At 72.2% G+C, this 20941-nt stretch carries 18 protein-coding genes and 1 pseudogene; 11 read left to right on the top strand and 8 right to left on the bottom strand.

Annotation, left to right across the window (positions count from 1 at the left end; translation table 11 throughout):
- Positions 1 to 639, bottom strand: coding sequence for a hypothetical protein (locus ABD437_RS21990; protein ID WP_344650788.1), 639 nt, complete (start codon positions 637 to 639; stop codon positions 1 to 3).
- A 44-nt stretch (positions 640 to 683) separates the two neighbouring features.
- Between ABD437_RS21990 and ABD437_RS21995 the strand changes: the two genes are divergently transcribed.
- Both ABD437_RS21995 and ABD437_RS22000 read left to right on the top strand, forming a co-directional pair.
- Positions 684 to 1397 carry an RNA polymerase sigma factor gene (locus tag ABD437_RS21995; protein WP_344650789.1) on the top strand — a complete coding sequence of 238 codons (714 nt, stop codon included), beginning with the start codon at positions 684 to 686 and terminating at the stop codon, positions 1395 to 1397.
- Positions 1394 to 1870, top strand: coding sequence for a hypothetical protein (locus ABD437_RS22000; RefSeq protein WP_344650790.1), 477 nt, complete (start codon positions 1394 to 1396; stop codon positions 1868 to 1870). Before ABD437_RS21995 ends, ABD437_RS22000 begins: the two co-directional genes overlap by 4 nt.
- On the opposite strand, the gene ABD437_RS22005 is transcribed toward ABD437_RS22000, so the two are convergent.
- Genes ABD437_RS22005 through ABD437_RS22020 form a run of 4 tightly spaced genes read right to left on the bottom strand, consistent with a single transcriptional unit; the run spans position 1867 to position 5613 of the window.
- Positions 1867 to 2622, bottom strand: a complete 756-nt coding sequence (locus ABD437_RS22005; RefSeq protein WP_344650791.1) for a GntR family transcriptional regulator — start codon at positions 2620 to 2622, stop codon at positions 1867 to 1869. The genes ABD437_RS22000 and ABD437_RS22005 overlap by 4 nt on opposite strands.
- A gap of 40 nt (positions 2623 to 2662) precedes the next feature.
- Positions 2663 to 3427, bottom strand: coding sequence for a 3-oxoacyl-ACP reductase FabG (fabG, locus tag ABD437_RS22010; protein ID WP_344650792.1), 765 nt, complete (start codon positions 3425 to 3427; stop codon positions 2663 to 2665).
- Between the two features lie 9 nt (positions 3428 to 3436).
- Positions 3437 to 4393, bottom strand: coding sequence for a phosphotransferase enzyme family protein (locus ABD437_RS22015; protein WP_344650793.1), 957 nt, complete (start codon positions 4391 to 4393; stop codon positions 3437 to 3439).
- On the bottom strand, positions 4390 to 5613 hold the full coding sequence (locus ABD437_RS22020; RefSeq protein WP_344651002.1) for a class-III pyridoxal-phosphate-dependent aminotransferase: 1224 nt from the start codon (positions 5611 to 5613) through the stop codon (positions 4390 to 4392). Before ABD437_RS22020 ends, ABD437_RS22015 begins: the two co-directional genes overlap by 4 nt.
- Before the next feature lie 333 nt (positions 5614 to 5946).
- On the opposite strand from ABD437_RS22020, the gene ABD437_RS22025 reads away from it, so the two are divergent.
- The 7 genes from ABD437_RS22025 (at position 5947) to ABD437_RS22055 (ending at position 16127) form a co-directional block, all read left to right on the top strand.
- Positions 5947 to 7521: an APC family permease gene (locus tag ABD437_RS22025; RefSeq protein ID WP_425558202.1), complete on the top strand. Its 1575-nt coding sequence runs from the start codon at positions 5947 to 5949 to the stop codon at positions 7519 to 7521.
- Between the two features lie 9 nt (positions 7522 to 7530).
- On the top strand, positions 7531 to 8553 hold the full coding sequence (locus ABD437_RS22030; RefSeq protein WP_344650795.1) for an acetamidase/formamidase family protein: 1023 nt from the start codon (positions 7531 to 7533) through the stop codon (positions 8551 to 8553).
- On the top strand, positions 8550 to 8984 hold the full coding sequence (locus ABD437_RS22035) for a GlcG/HbpS family heme-binding protein (RefSeq protein WP_344650796.1): 435 nt from the start codon (positions 8550 to 8552) through the stop codon (positions 8982 to 8984). The genes ABD437_RS22030 and ABD437_RS22035 overlap by 4 nt, the downstream gene beginning before the upstream one ends.
- A 179-nt stretch (positions 8985 to 9163) precedes the next feature.
- Positions 9164 to 11368: a serine/threonine-protein kinase gene (locus tag ABD437_RS22040; protein WP_344650797.1), complete on the top strand. Its 2205-nt coding sequence runs from the start codon at positions 9164 to 9166 to the stop codon at positions 11366 to 11368.
- 9 nt (positions 11369 to 11377) lie between these two features.
- Complete coding sequence (locus ABD437_RS22045) at positions 11378 to 13603, top strand: propanediol/glycerol family dehydratase large subunit (protein WP_344650798.1); 2226 nt, start codon at positions 11378 to 11380, stop codon at positions 13601 to 13603.
- On the top strand, positions 13600 to 14088 hold the full coding sequence (locus ABD437_RS22050) for a diol dehydratase small subunit (RefSeq protein ID WP_344650799.1): 489 nt from the start codon (positions 13600 to 13602) through the stop codon (positions 14086 to 14088). Before ABD437_RS22045 ends, ABD437_RS22050 begins: the two co-directional genes overlap by 4 nt.
- A 236-nt stretch (positions 14089 to 14324) precedes the next feature.
- The gene (locus ABD437_RS22055) at positions 14325 to 16127 is read left to right on the top strand and encodes a diol dehydratase reactivase ATPase-like domain-containing protein (RefSeq protein WP_344650800.1); all 1803 of its coding nucleotides are present in this window, start codon (positions 14325 to 14327) and stop codon (positions 16125 to 16127) included.
- 696 nt (positions 16128 to 16823) lie between these two features.
- On the opposite strand, the gene ABD437_RS22060 is transcribed toward ABD437_RS22055, so the two are convergent.
- The 3 genes and pseudogenes from ABD437_RS22060 to ABD437_RS22070 all read right to left on the bottom strand — a co-directional run.
- On the bottom strand, positions 16824 to 17162 hold the full coding sequence (locus ABD437_RS22060) for a hypothetical protein (RefSeq protein ID WP_344651019.1): 339 nt from the start codon (positions 17160 to 17162) through the stop codon (positions 16824 to 16826).
- A 53-nt stretch (positions 17163 to 17215) separates the two neighbouring features.
- On the bottom strand, positions 17216 to 17557 hold the full coding sequence (locus ABD437_RS22065) for a hypothetical protein (RefSeq protein ID WP_344651020.1): 342 nt from the start codon (positions 17555 to 17557) through the stop codon (positions 17216 to 17218).
- Between the two features lie 58 nt (positions 17558 to 17615).
- A pseudogene (locus ABD437_RS22070) lies at positions 17616 to 18014 on the bottom strand (LLM class flavin-dependent oxidoreductase); the annotation flags it as partial.
- Positions 18015 to 18090: 76 nt separating this feature from the next.
- Between ABD437_RS22070 and ABD437_RS22075 the strand changes: the two are divergent.
- Both ABD437_RS22075 and ABD437_RS22080 read left to right on the top strand, forming a co-directional pair.
- Positions 18091 to 18576: a MarR family winged helix-turn-helix transcriptional regulator gene (locus ABD437_RS22075; RefSeq protein WP_344650801.1), complete on the top strand. Its 486-nt coding sequence runs from the start codon at positions 18091 to 18093 to the stop codon at positions 18574 to 18576.
- A gap of 234 nt (positions 18577 to 18810) precedes the next feature.
- The gene (locus tag ABD437_RS22080) at positions 18811 to 20940 is read left to right on the top strand and encodes a serine/threonine-protein kinase (RefSeq protein WP_344650802.1); all 2130 of its coding nucleotides are present in this window, start codon (positions 18811 to 18813) and stop codon (positions 20938 to 20940) included.
- Position 20941: the final 1 nt, after the last annotated feature.

The raw sequence follows: 20941 nt of genomic DNA on the forward strand, positions 1-20941 counted from the left end.
TCAGGACGATCCGAAGCCGTCGCCGACGGTGGTCGAGTCCTCGACGCCGGCCGCGGCGCCGGCGGAGGCCGCACCGAGCCCGTTACCGCCGACCGACGAGTCGTGTGTCCCGGCCGAGACCGCGGCGCCCGTCGCGCCGGCGGAGACCGCTGCGCCTGCTGCGCCGGCGGAGACCTCCGCGACCCGGCCGAAGACGGGCCCGGCCGAGCCGCCGCGTGACGTGCCGGCCGCGTCCCCGGAGACCGGGGCGAAGACGGTGGCGCCGGTGCCGCCGCGGGACGCTCCGGTGACCACGCCGAAACCGGCGGAGACCGTGGTGCCGCGGGACGTGCCGGCCGAGTCTCCGGCGACCGGGCCGAAGCCGGCGGAGAGCGCGTCGGCGGTGCCGGACTGTGACCAGCTCGCTCCGGCGGAGGCGGCGACCCCGGCTCCGGCCGCACCCGACGCGACCGTCTCGGCACGCCCGGTCCCGGCCCCGGACAAGCAGCCCGCGACCACCGCGAGGCCGGTTCCGGGCCAGCCGACCGACCAGAGGCCGGTGACCACCGCGACGCCCGTTCCGGCCGAACCGGCCACGAAGAAGCCGGCCGCGACCACCGCGCCGCGCGTGGTGCCCGCCGAGCCGAAGCCCGCCACCACGGCGCTTGCGCCGAAGTGACGGCCTCATCGGTGAGGATGAACCCATGACCACGCTGGCCCTCCCCACCGCGGCGCGCCGTTCGCGCCGCTGGTGGGGTTGGCTCACCCGCTCGAGTTCGGCCCGCACCGGTGGAGCCGCCGGCCGCACCGCCAACGGGCCGTTCGAGGCAGCCTGGCCCGCCGACGCCCGGTCTGGTGACGCCCGGTCGCCCGGCGCCGAGCCCGACGAACTGGCCTGGCCGCCGCGGCGGGCGACCGCCGCACCCGAGGCGAGCGGGCCGAAGCTCGTCGAGCTGTACCACCACCGCCGTCTCGCGCTGGTACGGCTGGCCGTGCTCCTCGTCGACGACCTCGCGACCGCCGAGGACGTGGTCCAGGACGCGTTCGCCGCCGCGTACCGACGCCACGGCGCCGCGTTCTCCGGTGTCGAGAACCCCGACGCCTACCTGAACACCGCGGTGGTCAACGCGGCCCGGTCCGTCCTGCGCCGCCGGCGCACGTTCCGGGCGGCGCCACCGCGCTTCGAGCTCTCACCCGCCACCGACGAGGGTGTGCTGCTCGCCGAGGAGCACCGCGAGGTGCTCGCCGCCCTGCGCCGGCTCCCGCGGCGCCAGCGCGAGGTGCTCGTCCTGCGGTACTGGTCCGACCTGTCGGAAGCCCAGATCGCCGAGACGTTGGACATCTCACGCGGCACCGTGAAATCGACCGCCAGCCGGGCTCTCGCGGCCCTCGAGAAGCTGCTGGAGGCCGGAAGATGACGCCCACCGAGCTCGAGCACCGTTTGACGGCCGCGCTGCGGGCCCGCGCCGACCAGGTCACCGCGGCCGATCTGCGCCCGCCGGCACCGCCGGTCCGTGGGCGCCGCTCCGCCAACCGCTGGGTCCTCGCCACCGTGACGATGGCCGCCGCGCTGCTGGCGATCGCCGTGTTCGTGGTGATCGGGCAGGTACGCGAGGAGCCGATCCGGCCGAGCCACCAGCCGCCACCCTCCCAGCGGGCCACCCCCGGAGCGACCCCGGCGAAACCGGCCCCCGGCCCGTTGGACGGTCCGCTCGAGACGACGCCGAGCGTGTCCTCGACCGCGGCCACCGGTGCGACGAAGTACCCGGAGGCCGAACCGACCCCCACCGATCGCCCGCTACCTCCGGCCACCAGCCGGTACCCGGGGCTGGTACCGGAGGACCGGACCGCCGCGGTGCCGAACGAGCAACCCGCGGCGACCACACGTTAGGGGAACTCCGCGGCGGCGCCGGCCGCGCCCGGCGTGCGGACCAGGATGCGGGTGCGGTCGGCGCGGAACAGGTCGTGCGAGAACTCGAACGGGACGCCGTCGCCGTCCTTCGCGGTGCGGGTGATCGACAGCAGCGGCGCGCCGGCCTCGACGTCGAGCACCGACGCCTCGGTGGGCCCGGCCGACACCGCTTCGATGCGCTCCAGCGCCTCGACCGGGCGCACCCCGTAGTGCTCCTCGAGCAGCTCGTACACCGACCCGCCGAGCGGCAGTTCGAGCAGGCCGGGGAACCGTTCGGCCGGTAAGCGTGCGTGTTCGAGCGAGACCGGCGCCCCGTCGGCCAGCCGGATCCGGACGATCTCGGTGACCAGGCCGCCGACGTCGAGCCCGAGCGCCGCCGCGGTGGCCTCGTCCGCGCTCATGATGCTCGCGCTGATCACCCGCGACCCGGCCGTGAACCCCTGGGCACGCAGCAGCGCGGGCACCCCGACGACGCTCGACAGGTCACGCTCGATCTTCGCGCGGCTCACGAACGTGCCGCCGCCGCGACCCGGCACCCGGCGCACCACACCGGACTGTTCGAGCGCGCCCAGGGCCTGGCGCAGCGTCGTGCGGCTGACACCCAGGTCGCTGGCCAGTTCCCGCTCGGAGCCCAGGCGCTGGCCCGGCTCGAGCGAGCCGGACTTGATCAGCTCCAGCATCCGGCGGCGAGCGCCGTCGACCGCAGTGCCGTCGGTGACATCGCTGGTCACGCTGTTCTCACCCCCTGGCCCGAGGCGTTCAGGATATCGCTCAGCCGGGAACGATCGCGTCGAGCGACTCGGGCAGCGTCTGTCCACCGTCGACCACGATCGTCTGGCCGGTGATGTACGCGGCCTCGTCGGTCGCCAGGAACAGGCACGTGTTGCCGATCTCCTCGACCGCTCCGAGCCGGCCCAGCGGGATCGACGCCTCCATCGTGCGCAGGTAGTCCGCGCCGAGGTCGGAGAGCCCTTCGGTGAGCACGTTGCCGGGCAGCACGGCGTTGACCGTGATCCGGGCCGGTGCGAGTTCGAGCGCGGCGGTGCGCAGGAAACCGAGCTGGGCGGCCTTGCTCGCGCCGTAGTGCGACCAGCCGGGGTAGCCGGTGATGGGTCCGGTGATCGAGGACGTCAGGATCACCCGGCCGTGGCCGGACGCGGCCAGCGCGCTCGTACAGGCCTGGACGGCGAAGATCGTGCCTTTGACGTTCGTGCCGAAGACCTCGTCGACGTCGGCTTCGGTGAGGTCGGCGAGTTTCCGGTCGGGGAAGATCCCGGCGTTGGCACAGAGGACGTCGATGCCGCCGTGCCGCTCGATCGCGGCCTCGGCCACGCGGCGGCAACCGTCCGGGGTGGCGATGTCGGCGGCGAACGCGCTGCCGCCGATCTCGTCCGCGGTGGCCCGCGCCGCGTCGAGGTCGCGCCCGACGACGAGCACGGACGCGCCCGCGTTCGCGAACACCCGGGCGATGCCTTTTCCGATGCCTCGCGAACCACCCGTGACGACGACCGATCTACCTGCCAGCGACGTGAACATGGAGTCCCCTCAGGAATGGGTGGAGAGGTACTGCTCGGCCAGGGCGCAGGTGCCACTGGTGTACTCGGCTCCCAGCGCGGCGGCGATCTCCACTTCGGAGTGCGATCCGATCCACGCGGTGAGCAGCAGGCGGCGGAGCAGGACGAACGTCCAGATCTCGGCCTCGTCGCCGGCCGGCAGCGGCGCCACCGAGCGGTAGCCGCGGGTCCAGGCGTCGATGACCTCCGGCACCTCGGGGAGGTGCTCGAAGAAGCTCAGCGCCGCACCGAGGTCGTACAGGTACCAGCCGAATCCGCAGTCGTCGAAGTCGATCACGCTGACGCCGGCGTCGTCGGACACCAGCAGGTTGGCCAGCCGCAGATCGGCGTGGATGAGCCCGTACCGCTCGGGGCCGGTGCCGAACCGGGTCAGCCGGTCGCGCAGCGTCGCCTCCAGACGGTCCAGCACCACGTGTTCGGCCGGTCCGCAGCCCGGCGCCGACCGCCACGAACCCCAGCGCCCCGGCCGGCCCGCGGTGCCGAACGCGGCGTCGGCGTCCCAGTGGAAACGCACGAACTCCGCCGGACGCACCCAGGAGCGCGCGTGCTGGTGCATCCGCGCGGTGAGCGCGCCGAGCGGCTCGAAGTCCGTCACGAGGTCGTCCTCGCTCGGCTCGCGTCCGGGCAGGAACTCGAACATCACGCAGTCGCGGTCCGGCCCGCCCGCGGGGTCCGGCACGCGGACGACACGCGACCCGTCGAGCGCCGGAATCACTTTCGGGGTGCGGATCCCCGCCTCGGTACGCAGCGCGTCGAGCCAGGCCAGCTCGGACGGGATCGCGCCCGGCGGGTGGTAGTCGAGGCGGTGGACCCGGAGAACCACGTCCGGGTCGTGCACCCGGTAGGTCTCGTTCTCGGAGACGTTCAGCAACTCGACGGTGGTGGACGGGGGCAGCCCGTAGCGCGCGATGGCGGCGGACGCGATCACCGGACGTCGTCCCGGGAGAGCCGCACCGCGGTCCGGGTCCGCTCCAGGATGTCCGCGGCCAGCTCCGCGGTGACCAGCAGCCCCGGTTTGTACTGCAGCACTCGCGGGTCGAGCGTCGAGAAGATCGCCCAGACGCCGCCCTCGTAGAGCCGGCGCATCACGTACTTGGCCCCCTCGGCGTGCGCGAACTCGAGCCCGACGACCAGACCGTCCTTGCGGATGCCGACCAGCCAATCTCCGAACTCGGCCTTGACGGCACGCAGCCCGGCCTCGAACTGCTCCGACCGCGCGGCCACGTTGTCCCGGGTCGACGCGCGCAGCGTCACGTCGAGCGTGGTGAGCGCGGCGACGCACCCCAGCTCGGCGCCGCCGAACGTCGAGATGTGGCCGAAGCCGTCCTCGGTGAGCCAGGCCGCGGCGCGGTCGCTCGCGAGCACCGCGGTGATCGGGTACAGGCCGCCCGACAGGCCCTTGCCGGTGACCAGGATGTCGGGTTCGACGGAGTGTTTGGTGATGGCCCACAGTTCGCCGGTGCGGCCGAGCCCGGTCTGCACCTCGTCGGCGATGTAGAGCGTGCCGTGCTCCTCGCAGAGCCGTTTGACCGCGGCCAGGTAACCCGGCGCCGGCATCGGGAAGCCGTAGGTGGCCGGGATCGTCTCCATGATCACCGCGGCCACGTCGTCGCCGCGCAGTGCGTCGGCCATCGCGGCCAGGTCGTTGAACTCGACGTGCGGGAAGTCGGCCGGCTGGTCGGCCAGGAACATCCGGGAGAACCGGTCGTCGCCGGTGCCGACCGCGAGCCCGGTGTGCCCGTGGTACGCCTTCACGATCGAGACGATCTTGCGCCGCTTGGTGGCGTGGCGGGCCGACTTGATCGCGATGTCGATCGCCTCGCCGCCGCCGCTGCCGTAGATCACCTTGGTCAGGCCGCGCGGCGCGGTGCGCACCAGTGCTTCGGCCAGTGCGGTGCGGGCGATCGACGGGAAATGGTGGTTGCCGACGTCGAACCGTTCGGTGGCTTTCGTGACGGCGGCGACCACCTCGGGATTGCGGTGGCCGAGGTTGTACGTGCCGCCGTTCAGGTGGACGTCGATCAGGGTGTGGCCGCTGACGTCGTGCAGGTGGTAGCCCTCGCGCCGGTCGATGACCAGCGGGACGCCCTCGTCGCTCCAGAACCGGGTCTTGCCGGGGTTCCAGTAGGTCTCGGAGGCTTCGAGCATCGCGTTCTTCGACGCCCAGGGGAAGCCGCCGCCGGTCACCGCGGCAGCGAGCTCGGCGACACGGTCGGTGGTCTGGTCGGGCTGCACGGTCATGGAGGAGCCTTCCGCGCCGGGTCGAACGTCATCCGCCGCGCTGCGGTAGGGCCACTAACTTGCCTTGGTCGGACCGATTCGTCAATCGGTTGCACCGAAACATGACCGTAACCGCCCGGCTATTGATCGCTGGTCAACGCGGTGCCACATTTCTTGCCAACAATCCCTTCGAGCCCGGACGCGGCGCTGCGCCTCGGCCATTTCTCCTCATTTCCTGCTGTCAGGAAGGGCGTGGGCCCCGTGAGTACCACGAAGGACGTCTCGGCCGAATCCGAGGGGCTAGCACCACATGAGGTGAATCGCCTCAAGCCGGGCACGATCGGGCTGTGGGCGGTGCTCTTCATCGCGCTGGCCAACGCGGCCCCGATCACCGCGATGACCGGGAACGTCCCGATCGCCATCGGTTACGGCAACGGCATCGGCGCGCCGGCCGGCTTCTTCTTCGCCACCGTGATCCTGACGATCTTCGCGATCGGTTACGTCACGATGGCCAAGCACATCACGACGACCGGCGCGTTCTACGGATTCATCTCGCACGGGCTCGGCAAGGTGTGGGGAATGGGCGCCGGGCTGATGGCGACGCTCGCCTACGTCGTGTTCGAAGCGTCGCTGATCGGCATCCTGGCGTCGTTCACCAAGAGCACGATCGAGACGTTCGGCGGTCCCTCGATCAGCTGGCTGGTCTACGCGCTGATCGGCATCGTGATCATCGCCGCGCTCGGCTACTTCGAGATCTCGCTGTCGGGCAAGGTGCTCGGCGTCTTCCTGGTCGCCGAGGTCATCATCCTGGCCGCGCTGGCGATCTCGATCCTGGTGCGCGGCGGCGGCCCGAGCGGTCTGGAGGCCGGTGCGCTCAACCCGGCGAACGCGTTCTCCGCGGTGGCGAGCGACCCGAGCGCCGCGATCACCGGCAGCGCGGCGATCGGCCTGTTCTTCGCGTTCTGGTCATGGGTGGGCTTCGAGACCACCGCGGTCTACGGCGAGGAGTCCAAGGACCCGAAGAAGATCGTTCCCCGGGCGACGATGATCGCGGTGATCGGGCTCGGCCTGTTCTACGTGTTCGTGTCCTGGATGGCGATCGCCGGCAACGGACTCGACCAGGCCATCGCGATCTCGCGCGGCAGCACCGGCAACGCGTTCGACCTGTTCTACGGCATCACCGACCGGTTCCTGGCCGGCTGGGTGAAGGACGTCTACCTGGTGCTGGTCGTCACCGGTTCGTTCGCCTGCGCGCTGGCGTTCCACAACGCGGCCTCCCGGTACCTGTACGCGCTGGGCCGCGACGGCGTCGCGGACGGCTTGAAGAAAACCCTCGGGGCGACGCACGGCAAGCACGGTTCGCCGCACATCGCCTCGCTCGTGCAGACCGCGATCACCGTCGTCATCACGCTGGGCTTCTTCTTCCTGCAGAAGCCCACCGACGCCGCGCCGGACGTCGCCTACATCCACCAGTACGGGCTGATGGCGCTCATGGGCACGATGGCGCTGCTGATCGTGCAGTCGATCTGCTCGATCGCGGTGATCTGGTACTTCCACGTGCGCAAGCAGCACCCGGAGACCGCGAGCTGGTGGCGTACGTTCCTGGCGCCGCTGGTCGGGGCGGTGGGCATGCTCTACGTCGTCTACCTGCTGTTCAGCAACATCGACTTCGCCGCCGGTGCGGCCGCGGGCAGCCCGATCTTCAAGGCGACGCCGTACGTCGTGCTCGGCATCGGCATCCTCGGTGCGGCCGTCGCGCTGGCCCTGAAGTACCGCAGCCCGGAGCGGTACGCGCGGATCGGCTCCACCGTGATGGCCGAGTCGCACGAGCGCTAGGGGAGAACGGTGCCCAGCTTCGACTACCAACCGGATCCCGACGTCGACCCGGCCGGACTGGTCTACACGTTCGGCGGGGTCGCTCCGGTCGCGTCGCTGAGGCCGGGCACCGTGCTCACCACCTGGACGCGTGACTGCTTCGCCGGGGTGGTGCGCTCGGTCGACGACCGCAGCTCCGAGCTGTGCGACCCGCGCTACCTCAACCCGCAGACCGGCCCGTTCCACATCGAGGGCGCCGAGCCGGGTGACACGCTCGCCGTCCACTTCATCTCGATCGAACCCCGGGAGACCTGGGGCGTCAGCACGACCGTGCCGTTCTTCGGCGCGCTGACGGCGACCCCGGTGACGCCGCTGCTGCACGCGGCGCTGCCCGAACGCACCTGGATCTACGACCTCGACCGGGTCGCGCGGACCGTGCGCTACCGCGCGCTGGATTCCGATTTCGTGGTGGATCTGCCGCTGGATCCGATGCACGGCACGGTCGGGGTCGCACCGGCGCTGGGCGAGGTACGCAACTCGCTCGCGCCCGGCGACTGGGGCGGCAACATGGACACCCCGGAGATGCGTGCCGGGGTGACCTGTTACCTGCCGGTCAACGTGCCCGGGGCGTTGTTCAGCTTCGGGGACGGGCACGCCCGGCAGGGTGAGGGTGAGACGTGCGGTGTCGCGGTGGAGACCGCGATGGACACCGCGCTGGTCGTGGACGTGATCAAGGGACGGCCGTGCCGCTGGCCGCGGATCGAGAGCGACGACTTCCTGATCACGACCGGCTCGACGAAGCCGCTCGAGGACGCGTTCCGGATCGCGCACTCCGAGCTGGTCGGGTGGGTCGCGGCCGAGACCGGGTTGTCGACGTTGGACGCCTACCAGCTGGTCTCCCAGGCCACGCTGACGCCGGTCGCGAACGTCGTCGACACCGTCTACACGATGACCGCGAAGATGCCGAAGACCGCGCTCCCCGGCGTGACCGCGATGGGCGGCGTGCACGCCCGCCTGCGCGCGATCGGCGCCGCCTGGCTCGCCGCGTCATGACCACCGGGCCGGACCTGGACACCGCGCTGATGCTGTGTGCCACCGCGCTGGCCACGGCCCGGGACGTCGGCGCGCTCGTGTCGGTGGCGGTGGTGGACGGCGGCGGCAACCTCGTGGCGTTCGTCCGGATGGACGGCGCCGAGATCGCCGGCCCGACGCTCGCGGTCGACAAGGCCTACACCGCGGTCGCGCACCGGGTGTCCACCGACGTGCTCGGCGTGCTCGCCGGGCCCGGTGGTCCGCTGCAGGGGCTCGCCTCGGCCGCGGGCGGTCGTTACATCTGCTTCGGTGGCGGCCGGCCACTGTGGGCGGAGGGCCGCGTGGTCGGTGGGGTCGGTGTGAGCGGTGGGACCGTCGAGCAGGACGTGGCCTGCGTCAAGGCCGCAGCCGACCGGTGGCCCCACTCCGCACCTGCGGAATCCGCACCATGATCATATTGGCCGTTCGGGGGACGTTGCGTAATCGGCCCGGTGGAACTGTGTCACCGACACGGTCGAAATCCCCCCATACTTTGCGGCGCCAATTCCCCCAGGCCTCCCTAGCTCGGCAGAATCGCGTTCGTATCAGCCATGCGGGTTGCGGGGCCCGAGGAACTGGACGGGTGCTTGCCATGCTCATGAATCGTGCGCGTCTCGACGCCGCGTTACCCGCATTCGAGTTCGGGGATCGGATCGGACGTGGTGGCTACGGCGTCGTCTACGCCGCACGTCATCGTCGTATCGGCTGGCAGGCCGCGGTCAAAGTGCTGGCCGACGGCGACACCGACGGACCGCTGCGTGAACGGTTCGTCTCCGAAGCCACGTCACTGGCCGAACTCGACCATCCGCACATCGTGCGGATTCATGACTACATAGAGCACGACGGGCTCTGTCTGCTGGTCATGGAACGGCTCAACGGCCCGATGCTGCACCAGCGCCCCGGCCTGACCGGGGTGGAGGCCTGCGGGGCGGGCCTGGCGATCGCGGACGCGCTCGCGGCCGTGCACGCGCGCGGGATCCTGCACCGGGACGTCCGTCCGGAGAACCTGCTCTACAGCTCCGACGGCACGCTCAAGCTGGTCGGCTTCGGCACGGTCTCCGATGGTGCGTCGCTGATCAGCGCCGCCTCCGGAACGCCCGCCTACACCGCGCCGGAGCGCATCCAGGGCTTCCGGCTCGGCCCGGCGACCGACGTGTACTCGCTCGGCGTCGTCCTCTACGAGCTGTTCAGCGGACGCCTGCCGTTCGGCCGTGACCTGCCGCTCTCCGCGCTCCTGCACCACCACGTCAACGTGCCGGCGCCGTGGCTGTCCGACGTGCCCCGGCCGCTGGCCGCGGTGCTCGACCGGGCGCTGAGCAAGAGCGCCAACGACCGGCCCCGATCGGGTCACGAATTCGCGGTCGAGCTCGGCTCGGCGGCCGCGGGCGCGCTCGGCCCGGACTGGCTGGACCAGGTCTCGGTGCCGATCCGGGTCAGCGGCCGGGTCCGGGACGCCGCGCGCGGCCGGCTGGCCGAGACCGACGCCCGGCCGGCGGTGACCGCCCGCGCGGGGGTGGCGCTGCCGGCGGCCGGCTCCGCGCCCACCAGCGGCGCGCCGGTCGGTGGGGGCGTCGTCACCGCTCCGCCCGACCCGGCCGGTTCGTTCGGCGAGACCGAGTCCGAGGTCACCCGCCGCGCCCGCCAGGCGTTCGGCGCGACCGGCCGGCACTCGACGATCACCGAAGACGCCCCGCCGGACGACGTGCCACCGCCGCCGGACGACTTCACCGACCCGGACGACGGATTCGGTGGTGACGACCGTCCGCGCCGTCCCTGGTACCGGCGCCGCTGGACGATCGCGCTGAGCACGCTCGTCGCGCTGGGCGTCATCGGTGGGTCCGCGCTCGTGGTGATCGCGCCGTGGAAGACCGACTCCGGCGACGACGTGCGCACGATCCGGACGTCGACCCCGCGCGGCATGGTCGTCGACTCCGACGGCAACCTGTACCTGAGCGACGTCTCCAACCGGCAGGTCCGGAAAGTGAGCCCGTCCGGCCGGATCACCGTGTTCGCCGGCACCGGCCCCGAGGTCACCGCCGGTTCCGGGGGCGACAACGGCCCGGCCGTGGACGCCCAGCTGGCGTTCCCGCAGTCGCTGGCGATCGGCCCCGAGCGCAGCGTCTACATCGCCGACACCGCCGAGGGCCGGGTGCGTCAGGTCACCGCCGACGGCAAGATCCGCACGGTGGTGGGCGCCAAGCCGACCGCCGAGGAGGACGACGACACCACCGACGCCCAGGCCGCGCAGCTCCCGAACTTCTTCGTGATCGCGACCAGCCGCACCGGCCAGCTCTACATCGCCGAATCGGGCAGCGGCACCCAGCGTGTCCGGCGCCTCAACGCGAACGGCGGGCTGGCCACCGTCGTCAAGAACGCCACGAACGACGAGGGCGAGACGAACTCCGACGCGGACGCCATCCAGTCGATCCGGTCGATCGCGATCGGCAGCGACGGGCGCATCTACGTGGCCGACCGGGGACACAAGCTGATCTGGGGATTCCAACCCGGCGACGAGACGCCCGCCGCGGTCGCGGGCGGTGGCACGCTGGCCGACTGCCCGTCGAAGATCGTCTACAACGGGCCCGACACGCTCGCGATCGGCGACGGCGGCGAGCTCTACGTGGGTTCCTACGGGCTCTGCGAGCTCAAGGACGGCGGATCGGCGCGTGAACTGGTCAAAAGTCAGTACATCGACGCGGTCGCGGCGGGCCGCAACGGTGACGTTTACTACCTCTCGAAGAACACCATCTACAAGCGGACGTCGGCCGGCGTGGTGACCGAGGTCGAAGACAGCTAGGGGCTCCGCATGGCGGTAGGGCGGATTCGGCGTCTCGACGCCCAGCCGGTGAACCTCGACGGGTTCGCCGTGGAGAACGCCGATCTCGGCCTGATCGCACTGCGCTCACCGCACGACCCGGCGCCGTCGCTGCGGATCGAGGACGGGCGGGTCGTCGAGCTGGACGGGGTGGCCGAGGCCGACTTCGACACGATCGACGCGTTCATCGCCACTCACGGGCTCGATCTGTCGGTCGCGCCCGAGGCGATGGCCTTGACCGACGTCGAACTGGCGCGGTTGCTCGTGGATTTTGCCGTTCCCCGGGCCGAGGTGGTCCGACTCGTGAACGGCTGCACGCCGGCGAAACTGGCGTGCGTGCTCGCGCTGCTGCGCCCGGCCGAGCTGACGATGGCGATGACGAAACTGCGGGCCCGGCGCACGCCCAGCAACCAGGGGCACGTCACGAACCGGGCCGACGACCCGCTGCTGCTCGCCGCCGACGCCGCCACCGCGGCCGCCTATGGGTTCCGCGAGCTGGAGACCACGGTTCCGGTGCTCGCCGACGCGCCGTCCAACGCGGTGGCGGTGAGCATCGGCGCCGCGGTGGGGGCGGCCGGCGTGCTCGTGCAGTGCTCGGTCGAGGAGGCACTGGAGCTGGAACTCGGCCTGCGCGGCTTCGTCTCCTACGCCGAGACCGTCTCGCTCTACGGCACCGAGGGCGTGTTCACCGACGGCGACGACACCCCCTGGTCCAAAGCGTTCCTGACGTCGGGATACGCGTCCCGGGGCATCAAGATGCGGGTGTCGTCGGGGGCCGGTGCCGAGGTGCTGATGGGTGGGGCCGAGAAGCGTTCGATGCTCTACCTGGAGTCCCGGTGCGTGGCGCTGGCGCGGGCGATCGGGGCCCAGGGTGTGCAGAACGGCGGCATCGACGGGGCGTCGGTGGCGGCCGCCGTACCCGCCGGGGTGCGCGAGCTGATGGCCGAGAACGTCATGGTGATGGCACGCAACCTCGAGGCCTGCACCGGCAACGACGCGCTGATGAGCGAGTCCGATGTCCGGCGCACCTCACGCACGCTCCCGATCCTGCTGGCCGGCTCGGACTTCGTCTGCAGCGGCTTCGGCACGATCCAGCGTTACGACAACATGTTCGGCCCGAGCAACTGGAACGCCGAGGACCTCGACGACTGGCTCGCGATGCAGCGCGACTGGGGCGTCGACGGGGGCCTGCGAACCGCGCCACCGGAGTCGCTGGAGCCGCTCCGGCGCCGGGCCGCCGAGGCGGTGCAGGCGGTGTACCGCTGGTTCGGCCTGGCCGACCTCTCCGACGAGTCGATCGACGCCGCGGTGGACGCCGTCGGGTCGAAGGACCTGGTCGGGGACGACGCGCTGGGCGTGTTGAACGCCGCACGCACGATCCGGGAATCCGGGCTCTCGATGGTGGACGTCGTGTCGGCGCTGGCCGAGTCGGGGTTCGAAGAGGAAGCGTCGCGGGTGCTGTCGATGCTCAAGGCGCGCGTGGTGGGCGACTACCTGCAGACGGCGGCGATCTTCAGCCCCTCGATGGACGCGTTGTCGCTGGTGACCGACCCGAACGACTACGCCGGTCCGGGCACCGGGTACGTGCCGTCGGCGGCGCGTCAGGCGGAGATCGACGACATCCGGCAGGCGCGCTCGGTGGCGGACCTGCGGGCGGAGCAGGCCTCCTGGGCGTCCTCGTCGATCGTGTCGGTCGGCCCGGCGCCGGTGGGGTCGGATCCGCGTGAGGTGGTGGTCGGCGTCTCGCCGGCGACCGGGCGGGAGATCTGGCGGACGCTGTCCGGCCTGCTGGTCGTCGACGTGCTCCAGGAGATCCTCGCGGGCATCGAGGAGGAGGGCGCGCTCGGGCGGGTGGTGCGCATCAACGACACGCTCGACCTGGGGATGATCGGGTTGTCCGCGGCGCGGCTGGCCGGGTCGGGGATCTCGGTCGGGCTCCAGGCCAAAGGCACGGCGCTGATCCATCGCCGGGACCTGCCGCCGCTGGCCAACCTGGAGTTGTACTCGGTGGCGCCGGTGCTCTCCCGCGCCGACTACCGGCTGCTCGGAGTGAACGCGGCCCGCCACGCCCGCGGCGCCGTTCCGGAACCGGCGAAGAACCCGTACACCGACGAGGCCATCGAGGCGCGGTACCACACGGCGGTCGTGTCGCTGATCGCCGTGGAACGCGGCTGCTGTTCGCCGACCGGCCCGGACGAGCTGAAGGTGGCGGAGTGAGTATTTCTCAGGGGGCGCCGGACGCGGTGGCGCCGGACGCGGTGGCGCCGGACGCGGTGGCGCCGGACGCGGTGGCGCCGGATTCGGCGCGGGTCGTGGGGCGGTCGTTCGACGCGGGGGCGCCGGATGGGGTGCGGGCGTTTTCGGGGCGGGCGTTGGAGTCGGTGACGCTCGATGCGGTGCGGGCCGGCGAGGTGTCGACCGACGACCTGCGGATCCACCCGGAGACCCTGGAACACCAGGCGCAGGTGGCCGCCGACCACGGCAACCCGCAGCTGGCCGCCAACTTCCGACGCGCCGCCGAACTCACCGCGATCGACGACACCGACGTCATGCGCATCTACGAGGCCCTCCGCCCACGACGCAGCACCTTCGCCGAACTCGAGGAGATAGCGGACTGGCTCTCCGAACGCGGAGCCGTCATCAACGCCGCCCTGGTCCGCGAAGCCGCCCAGGTCTACCAACGCCGCGGCCTGTGCCGTTGAAGCTGGTCGCCGGGGTCGACATCGGGAACTCGACCACCGAAGTGGTACTGGCCGACGCCACCACCGCACGACCAGTGGCCTGGGACCGGACGATGACCCGGGGCGCGAAGGGCTCACCGGCCTCGGTCCAGGGCGCCGCCGCCCTCGTCCGCCGACTGGTACGCCGGGTTCCCGACGGCGAGCTGGTCTCGGCGGCGGTGGCACCGCTACGCCCGGTACGCACCTCGACCACAACGGTGCCCGAACCCGCCCCCGACACCGGCCGGTTCGCGGTGCTGGCCGCCGGGGTCACCTCCCCGGGCGGAACCGGCGTGGGCGTGGGGCGGCCGGTCGCCCTGACCGAGATCGACTCCGCTGGTGGGGCGCCGGTGGTGGCGCTGGTGTCCGCGGGCTACCGCGAAGCCGCTGCCCGCCTGAACGAGCTGCTGGAGAACGGTGCCCCGATCGTCGCGGTGCTGCTGGCCGAGGACGAGGCAAGGCTGGTAGCGAACCGTCTCGACCAGCCGGTTCCGGTGATCGACGGGGTGGATCTGTCGGTGGCCGCCGACGCGACGCTGGTGGCGGTCGAGGTGGTGGCGTCGGGGCGTCCGTTGCGGAAGCTGACCGACCCGCTGTTCCTGGCGAGTGAGTTCGGGGCGGATGCAGCGGAGAACGACCTGCTGCGAGGGGTCGCCCGGCAGCTCGCTGATGTCTCCAGCGCAGCAGTGGCAGTGGCAGTGGGGGTGGGGGTGGTGAACTCGGGGGTCGTCTCCGGCGCGCGGATCTGGCCACGTTCGGTTAGCGGCGGTCAGGAGGGCCTCCCTTCGGCTGGTGGTGGTCGGGAGGGGTTCTCTTCGGCTGGTGCTGGTCGGGAGGGGCTGTCTTCGGCTGGTGGTGGCCGGGAGGGGCTCGCTTCGCCCGGTGGTGGTGGTCGGGAGGGGTTCTCTTCGTCCGGTGCTGGTCGGGAGGGGCTTTCTTCGTTCGGGGTGCGTTCCGATAGGGGTGGGGTTTCGTCGTTCGGTGGTGGGACGGCAGGGGTTCCTGCGATCGAGGCGTACCCGGCCGCCGGTGAGGCGGATGGGTCTTCCCTGGCTGGGGTGCGCTCGGATGGCGGGGACGTTTTGTCGCTCGGGGCGGGCGGCGGGGCCGAAGGGCATTCGTCGATCGGGGACCACCGGACCGGTGGCGAGGCGATCTTGTTGCGCGAGGCTGCTCGCCGACTGGGGGAGAGCGGGCCCGGCGCCTTCGCGGCGTACACGCTCGACGGCGAAGAAGTCCTTTCCGTAGCCGACCTGGCGGTCGTGGACATCGGAGCGCTGGCCAAGTCGCTGCTCGTACGAACCGGCGCGGGCAACGGCGGGTACGCGCTCGCCGCACTGGCCGCCACCACTGGTCCGATCCCCGCGGACGCGCTACTGGCCGAGGCGCTGGGCGTGCCGGTGGTGAGTGCCTCCAGCGAGGCCGCCGCGGCCCGGTCGGGAGCCCTCACGACCCCCGGCGCCCCGCCCGACGCCGTGGTCGTGGACATCGGCGGCGGCACCGTGGACGTGATCGGCCCCGACGGGGAACGAGTACTCGCCGGCGGCGGAGACCTGCTGACCGCCGCCGTGGCACTGGGCCTCGACGTGACCCGCGGCGCGGCCGAGTGGGCCAAGCGCGGCCCAGCGGTGCGCGTGGAGACCCCGCAACTCGCGTCGCAGGAGAACGGCGACAGGACCTTCCTGGAGGCGCCCCAGCCGGCTGGCACGGTTGGTTGGCTGGCGGCGCCGGGCCCGGCTGGTCTGTTGCCGATCACCGTCCGTCTGGGACCAGCGGAGTGGCGCACGTTCCGACTGGCCATGAAGCAGGCGGTGCTGGGAACCGCGGTGCGTCGTGGCCTTGGCCGGGCCGGCACCGTCCTGGTGGTGGGCGGCCCAGCGGGCGACGACGAGGTTCTGCGTGTGGTGGACGAGGTGTTGCCTCCCGGGGCGGGCTTGGGCCGCGGCAACGTCGCGGGTTCGTTGGGCCATCGGTACGCGGTGGCCTGGGGTCTGGCGCTAGCTCTTTGCGAGGAGGCTTAGCTAGTCGCGGCGTACGCGCTGGCTCGCTATCCGGCGTGTTCTTCAGCTCGGTACGAAGCATCGCCCGGCGGCGCTTGCTTCGTGCGGGGGCGTTGCCTGGTGGTACTTGCTTCGTGCGGGCCACTGCCTGGTGGTGCTGGCTTCGTGTGGGGCGCTGCCCGGTGGCGTGGTCCCCGTGCGGAGCGCTGTCCGGTGGTGCTGGTTCCGTGTGGGGCGCTGCGTGGTGGCGTGGTCCCCGTGTGGGGCGCTGCGTGGTGGCGTGGTCCCCGTGTGGGGCGCTGCGTGGTGGCGTGGTCCCCGTGTGGGGCTCTGCCCGGTGGTGCTGGTTCCGTGTGGGGCGCTGCCTGGTGGTGCTTGTGCTGTGCGGAGCGCTGCCTGGTGCCGCTGGCCCCGCGCGGAGCTTGCCCCGTGGTGTTGGGCCCGTGCGGAGCTTTGCCTCGGGGTGTTGGGCCGGTGCGGAGCTTTGCCCCGTGGCGCTGGTTCCGTGTGGGGCTGCTGCCTGGTGCCGCTGGCTGCGTACGGAGCGCTGCTCGGTGGCGTTGGTTTCGTGCGGAGCGCTGCCCGATGGCGCTGGCCACATGCGGGGCACAGCCTGGTGGCTCTTGCTCCGTGGGGCGGCCCCGCGCGGGTGCGCTGGCTCTGGGTGGGGCGTCCTGCGGCCCGCGCTTGGCCGTGGGGGAGGCTCCTTCTAGGGCATCAGTTCTGGGCGAGACGTTCTACGACCGGTGCCAGCTCTTCCATTGCCGCTGCGTCGACGGCGATGTAGGACACGCCGGTGTTGTCGCGTAGTCGGGCCAACGAATCGGCCATCTCCTGTGGTGTACCGAGGAGCACGGCGGTCGACCCTGCTGCTGCCAGTTCCGCCGGCGTGCCTCCTAGCCAGCGTTCCGCGCCGGGGATCATCTGGTCGCCCACGACCATGAGCCTCGATGCGAGTTCGATGTCGTCGAAGCGGTCACCGGCGGCGTCCGCGACCATCGCGGCGGCGCGGGCGTGGGCCGCCTCGTCGGCGCTCGGGGGCAGGGCGAATGCCACCGTGTCGGCGACTTGGCCCGCCAGCGCCAGAATCTTCGGCCCACCGGCAGCAATCAGAATCCGCGGCCCGCCACCGCCACCAGCAGGAGGAGCCGCAGCGGCAACGTCGGCAGCGGCACCACCGCCCCCGCCGCCAGCCCCAGCCCCAGCAGCCCCAGCGCCGGCAGCCCCAGCGCTGGCAGCCCCAGCGCTGGCAGCCCCAGCGCCGGCAGCCCCAGCGCCGGCAGCCCCAGCGCCGCCAGCCCCAGCGCCGCCAGCCCCAGCGCTAGCAGCCCCAGCGCCAGCCCCAGCGCCAGCCCCAGCGCCAGCCCCAGCGCCAGCCCCAGCGCCAGCCCCAGCGCCAGCAGCCCCAGCGCCAGCGCCAGCAGCCCCAGCGCCACCAGGCCCGCTGCCACCAGCGGCGCTGCCACCAGCGGCGGTGCCACCAGCGGCGGTGCCACCAGCGGCGGCGCGGACGGCGTAAACGGCTTGTTTGACTCGGGTTATTCGTTCCTCGGCCGATGCTGGGAACTCGGTGCCGAACATCTCGGCCAGGCGCTCGGCGCCCGGTCGGCCCGTGCCCAGGCCGAGCTCGAACCGACCTCCGGTCAGGCGGTGCATGGTGGCGGCTTCGTGCGCTATTGCGGCCGGGGTGCGTACCGGAGCGACGAGCACGTAGGTGCCGACGTGGAGCGTGGTCGTGGCCCCGGCGGCGAGGGCGGCGGCCGGGAAGGGTGCGCCGAGGTGATCGGTGTCGGGGACGAGCAGCGTGTCGTACCCGAGCGACTCCGCCCGTCGGGCCAGCGCGATCCACTCGGCGCCGCTGCCGGCCACCCCGGCGACGACGCCGAAACGGAACCTGCGAGACGTCATCGATTCCTCCCGCTAATCGTTCTTCCAAGTAACGATTACAATCTGGATAGCATTCGTCAAGTGCTACCGTTCCGCTGTGGAAACCGCGTGCCCGGCCGAGGGGGCGCCCCCGGAGGGCACCAGCGCGTTCCTGCTCTCCCAGCTGGGTGCGCTGTCGGCGCGGATGTTCGCCGAGCGGGTCGCCGCCCTCGATCTGACGCCTCCGCAGGCTGGACTGCTCCGGCTGGTCGCGTGGACGCCGGGGCAGAGTCAGCAGGCCGTCGCGGCTCAGCTCGGTACGCCGCCGAGTCGGCTGGTCGCCCTGGTCGACGGGCTGGAGGAGCGCGGACTGCTGGCTCGGCGGCGTAACCCGGCCGACCGGCGGCTGTCGTCGTTGCACCTCACCGACGCCGGGGTCGCGCTACTGGCCGAGCTCGCCGGGCTGGCGGTCTCGCACGACGACGAGGTGTGCGAAGGGCTCGACGGGGCCGAGCGCGCCCAGCTCCACGCGCTGCTCGCCCGGCTGGCCGAGCTACGCGGGCTCGTCCCCGGCGTCCACCCCGGCTTCCGCGGCCCGCCCTAGTACAAGCCGTCCGAATCCCAGCCGACCCGCCAACAACAGCGCCCACCGCAAGAACAGCGCCCACCGCAAGAACAGCGCCCACCGCAAGAACAGCGCCCACCGCAAGAACAGCGCCCACCGCAAGAACAGCGCCGGTCGTTGCCCGGTTGATACGCGCCGCGCGTTGTGGATTCCGCGGACCAGATAGGAAAATTGCCCGCGAAGCGTACCGTCGACCCGGAACGGACGACGCGAATGATCGTCGATCGCGCGCGTATCGAGGAGGCGCTGCCCGGCTACGAGCTGGGCGCCGAACTCGGCCGGGGCGCGTTCGGGCTGGTGATCGCGGCGCGCCACCGACAGCTCGCTCGCGACGTCGCGATTAAGGTCCTGGGGCGGCCCGGTGACTCCGTCGAGGAGAGCCGGTTCCGTGCCGAGGCGCGGGTACTGTCCGATCTCGATCATCCGCACGTCGTCCGGCTCTACGACTACGTGGAGCACGGCGGGCTGTTCCTGCTGGTGATGGAGCGATTGAGCGGCGGCAGCCTGGTGCTGGACCGGGTCCGGCCCGAGTACGCGTGTGCGCTGGGGCTCGCGGTCGCCGACGCGCTCGAGGCCGCCCACCGCCTGCGGGTGCTGCATCGCGACGTCAAGCCCGACAACCTGCTCTTCGCCGGTGACGGCACGGTGAAGGTGACCGACTTCGGCATCGCCAAGATCGTCGAGGGGACGACGGCGGCGTCGAGCTCGTTCGTCGGTTCGCCGGTGTACATGGCGCCCGAGCAGGCGGCGCTCGGGCGGCTCGGGCCGGCCACCGACCTGTACTCGCTGAGCGTCGTGCTGTACCAGCTGCTGACCGGGCGTCCGCTGTTCCCGGCCGAACTGCCGCCCCCGGCGATGCTGCTCGCGCACCTGAGCCAGGAGCCGCCGCCGATGCCGGACGTCGCCGCCCGGGTGGGGGGCGTGGTGCTGCGCGGGCTGGCCAAGGACATCGACGACCGGCAGCCCACCGCGCGCTCGTACGCGCTCGATCTGGCGTCGGCGGCGGCGGAGTCGTTCGGCGGGGACTGGCTCGCGCGGGCCGGGCTCCCGGTGCGGGTCGACGAGGAGGTGCGTGACGCGGCCCGCGCGACCCGGTCGTTCGGGACCACTGTCGGCCGACGGCTGCCGGACTGGCCGTGGGGACTGCCGCCCGCACGTCTCGACGAGGTGCTCCCGGTCGCGCCGTCGCGTACTCGTGCGGCCGCGCGTCCGGCGGTGACGGACCTTCCCCCGGTGAAGGAGCAGCGCTCGAGAACTCTGGTGACGACTCCCGCTCCGGAGTGGCTGCTCCGCCGCCGGGCGCCTCGCTTCCGGGGCCGGGCGCCGGCCATCGGCGCGGCCCTGCTGGGCGCCGTTCTCGCCGCGGTCGTCGTCGGACTCGGCGTCAGCACCTTCGACACCGGACCGGCCGTCGTCCCCGGCCCGGCCGGTGTCGTGGCGTCCGGACGCAGCCTCTACGTCTCCGATCCGGCGCACAGCCAGGTCCGTCGCTTCGACTCCGGCCGGGTCAGCCGCGCGGGCGGCACCGTCGTGGCCGGCAGCGGGCGCGACGGTTTCTCCGGCGACGGCGGCCGCGCCGTCGACGCCGAGCTCAGCGAACCCGGTCCGCTCGCCGTCGACGGTGACGGCAACCTCTACATCGCCGACGTGGGCAACCGCCGGATCCGCAAGGTCGGCACGGACGGCCGGATCAGCACGGTGCTGGGCGGCGGATCACGCGCACTGAGCAGCCGGCTCGACGCGAGCCAGGTCCGGCTCACCCAGCCGTTCTCGATCGCGGTGAGCGGTCAGGGTGTCCTCTGGGTCGCCGAGCAGCAGCGCAACCGGATCGGCCGGGTGAAGCCCGACGGCACCGTCGAGGCCTACGTCGGCACCGGCCAACCCGGTTTCGGCGGCGACGGCCTCTACGCCAGCTGGGCGTTGCTCAACGCGCCGACCGCGGTCGCGCTCAACCCGTCCGGCGACCGCCTCTACGTCGCCGACCAGGGCAATCGCCGCATTCGCGAGGTGCGGGTGGGGTCGGGCTTCATCCGGACCCACGCCGGCGACGGCACCAGCGGACCGTTCAAGAACAACGTCCAGGCGACGACCGTCGGACTCTCGAGCGTCTACGCGCTCGCCGCCACCGCCGACGGCTCCGTGTACCTCGGCGGCACCGACGCCCGCCGCATCGATTCGCAGGGTTTTGTCCACCCGGTGGCGGGGCTGCGCACGATCTCGCTGGCGGTGACCGCCGACGGCACGATCTATCTCGTCGCCGAGCAGGAGAACGGGTCCGGCGACCGTGTCCACCGCCTGTACCGACGGAGCCCGTCCGGGGCGTTGTTCCGCTTACCGTGGTGAG

Source organism: Cryptosporangium japonicum (genome assembly GCF_039524755.1).
Classification (GTDB): Bacteria; Actinomycetota; Actinomycetes; order Mycobacteriales; family Cryptosporangiaceae; genus Cryptosporangium; species Cryptosporangium japonicum.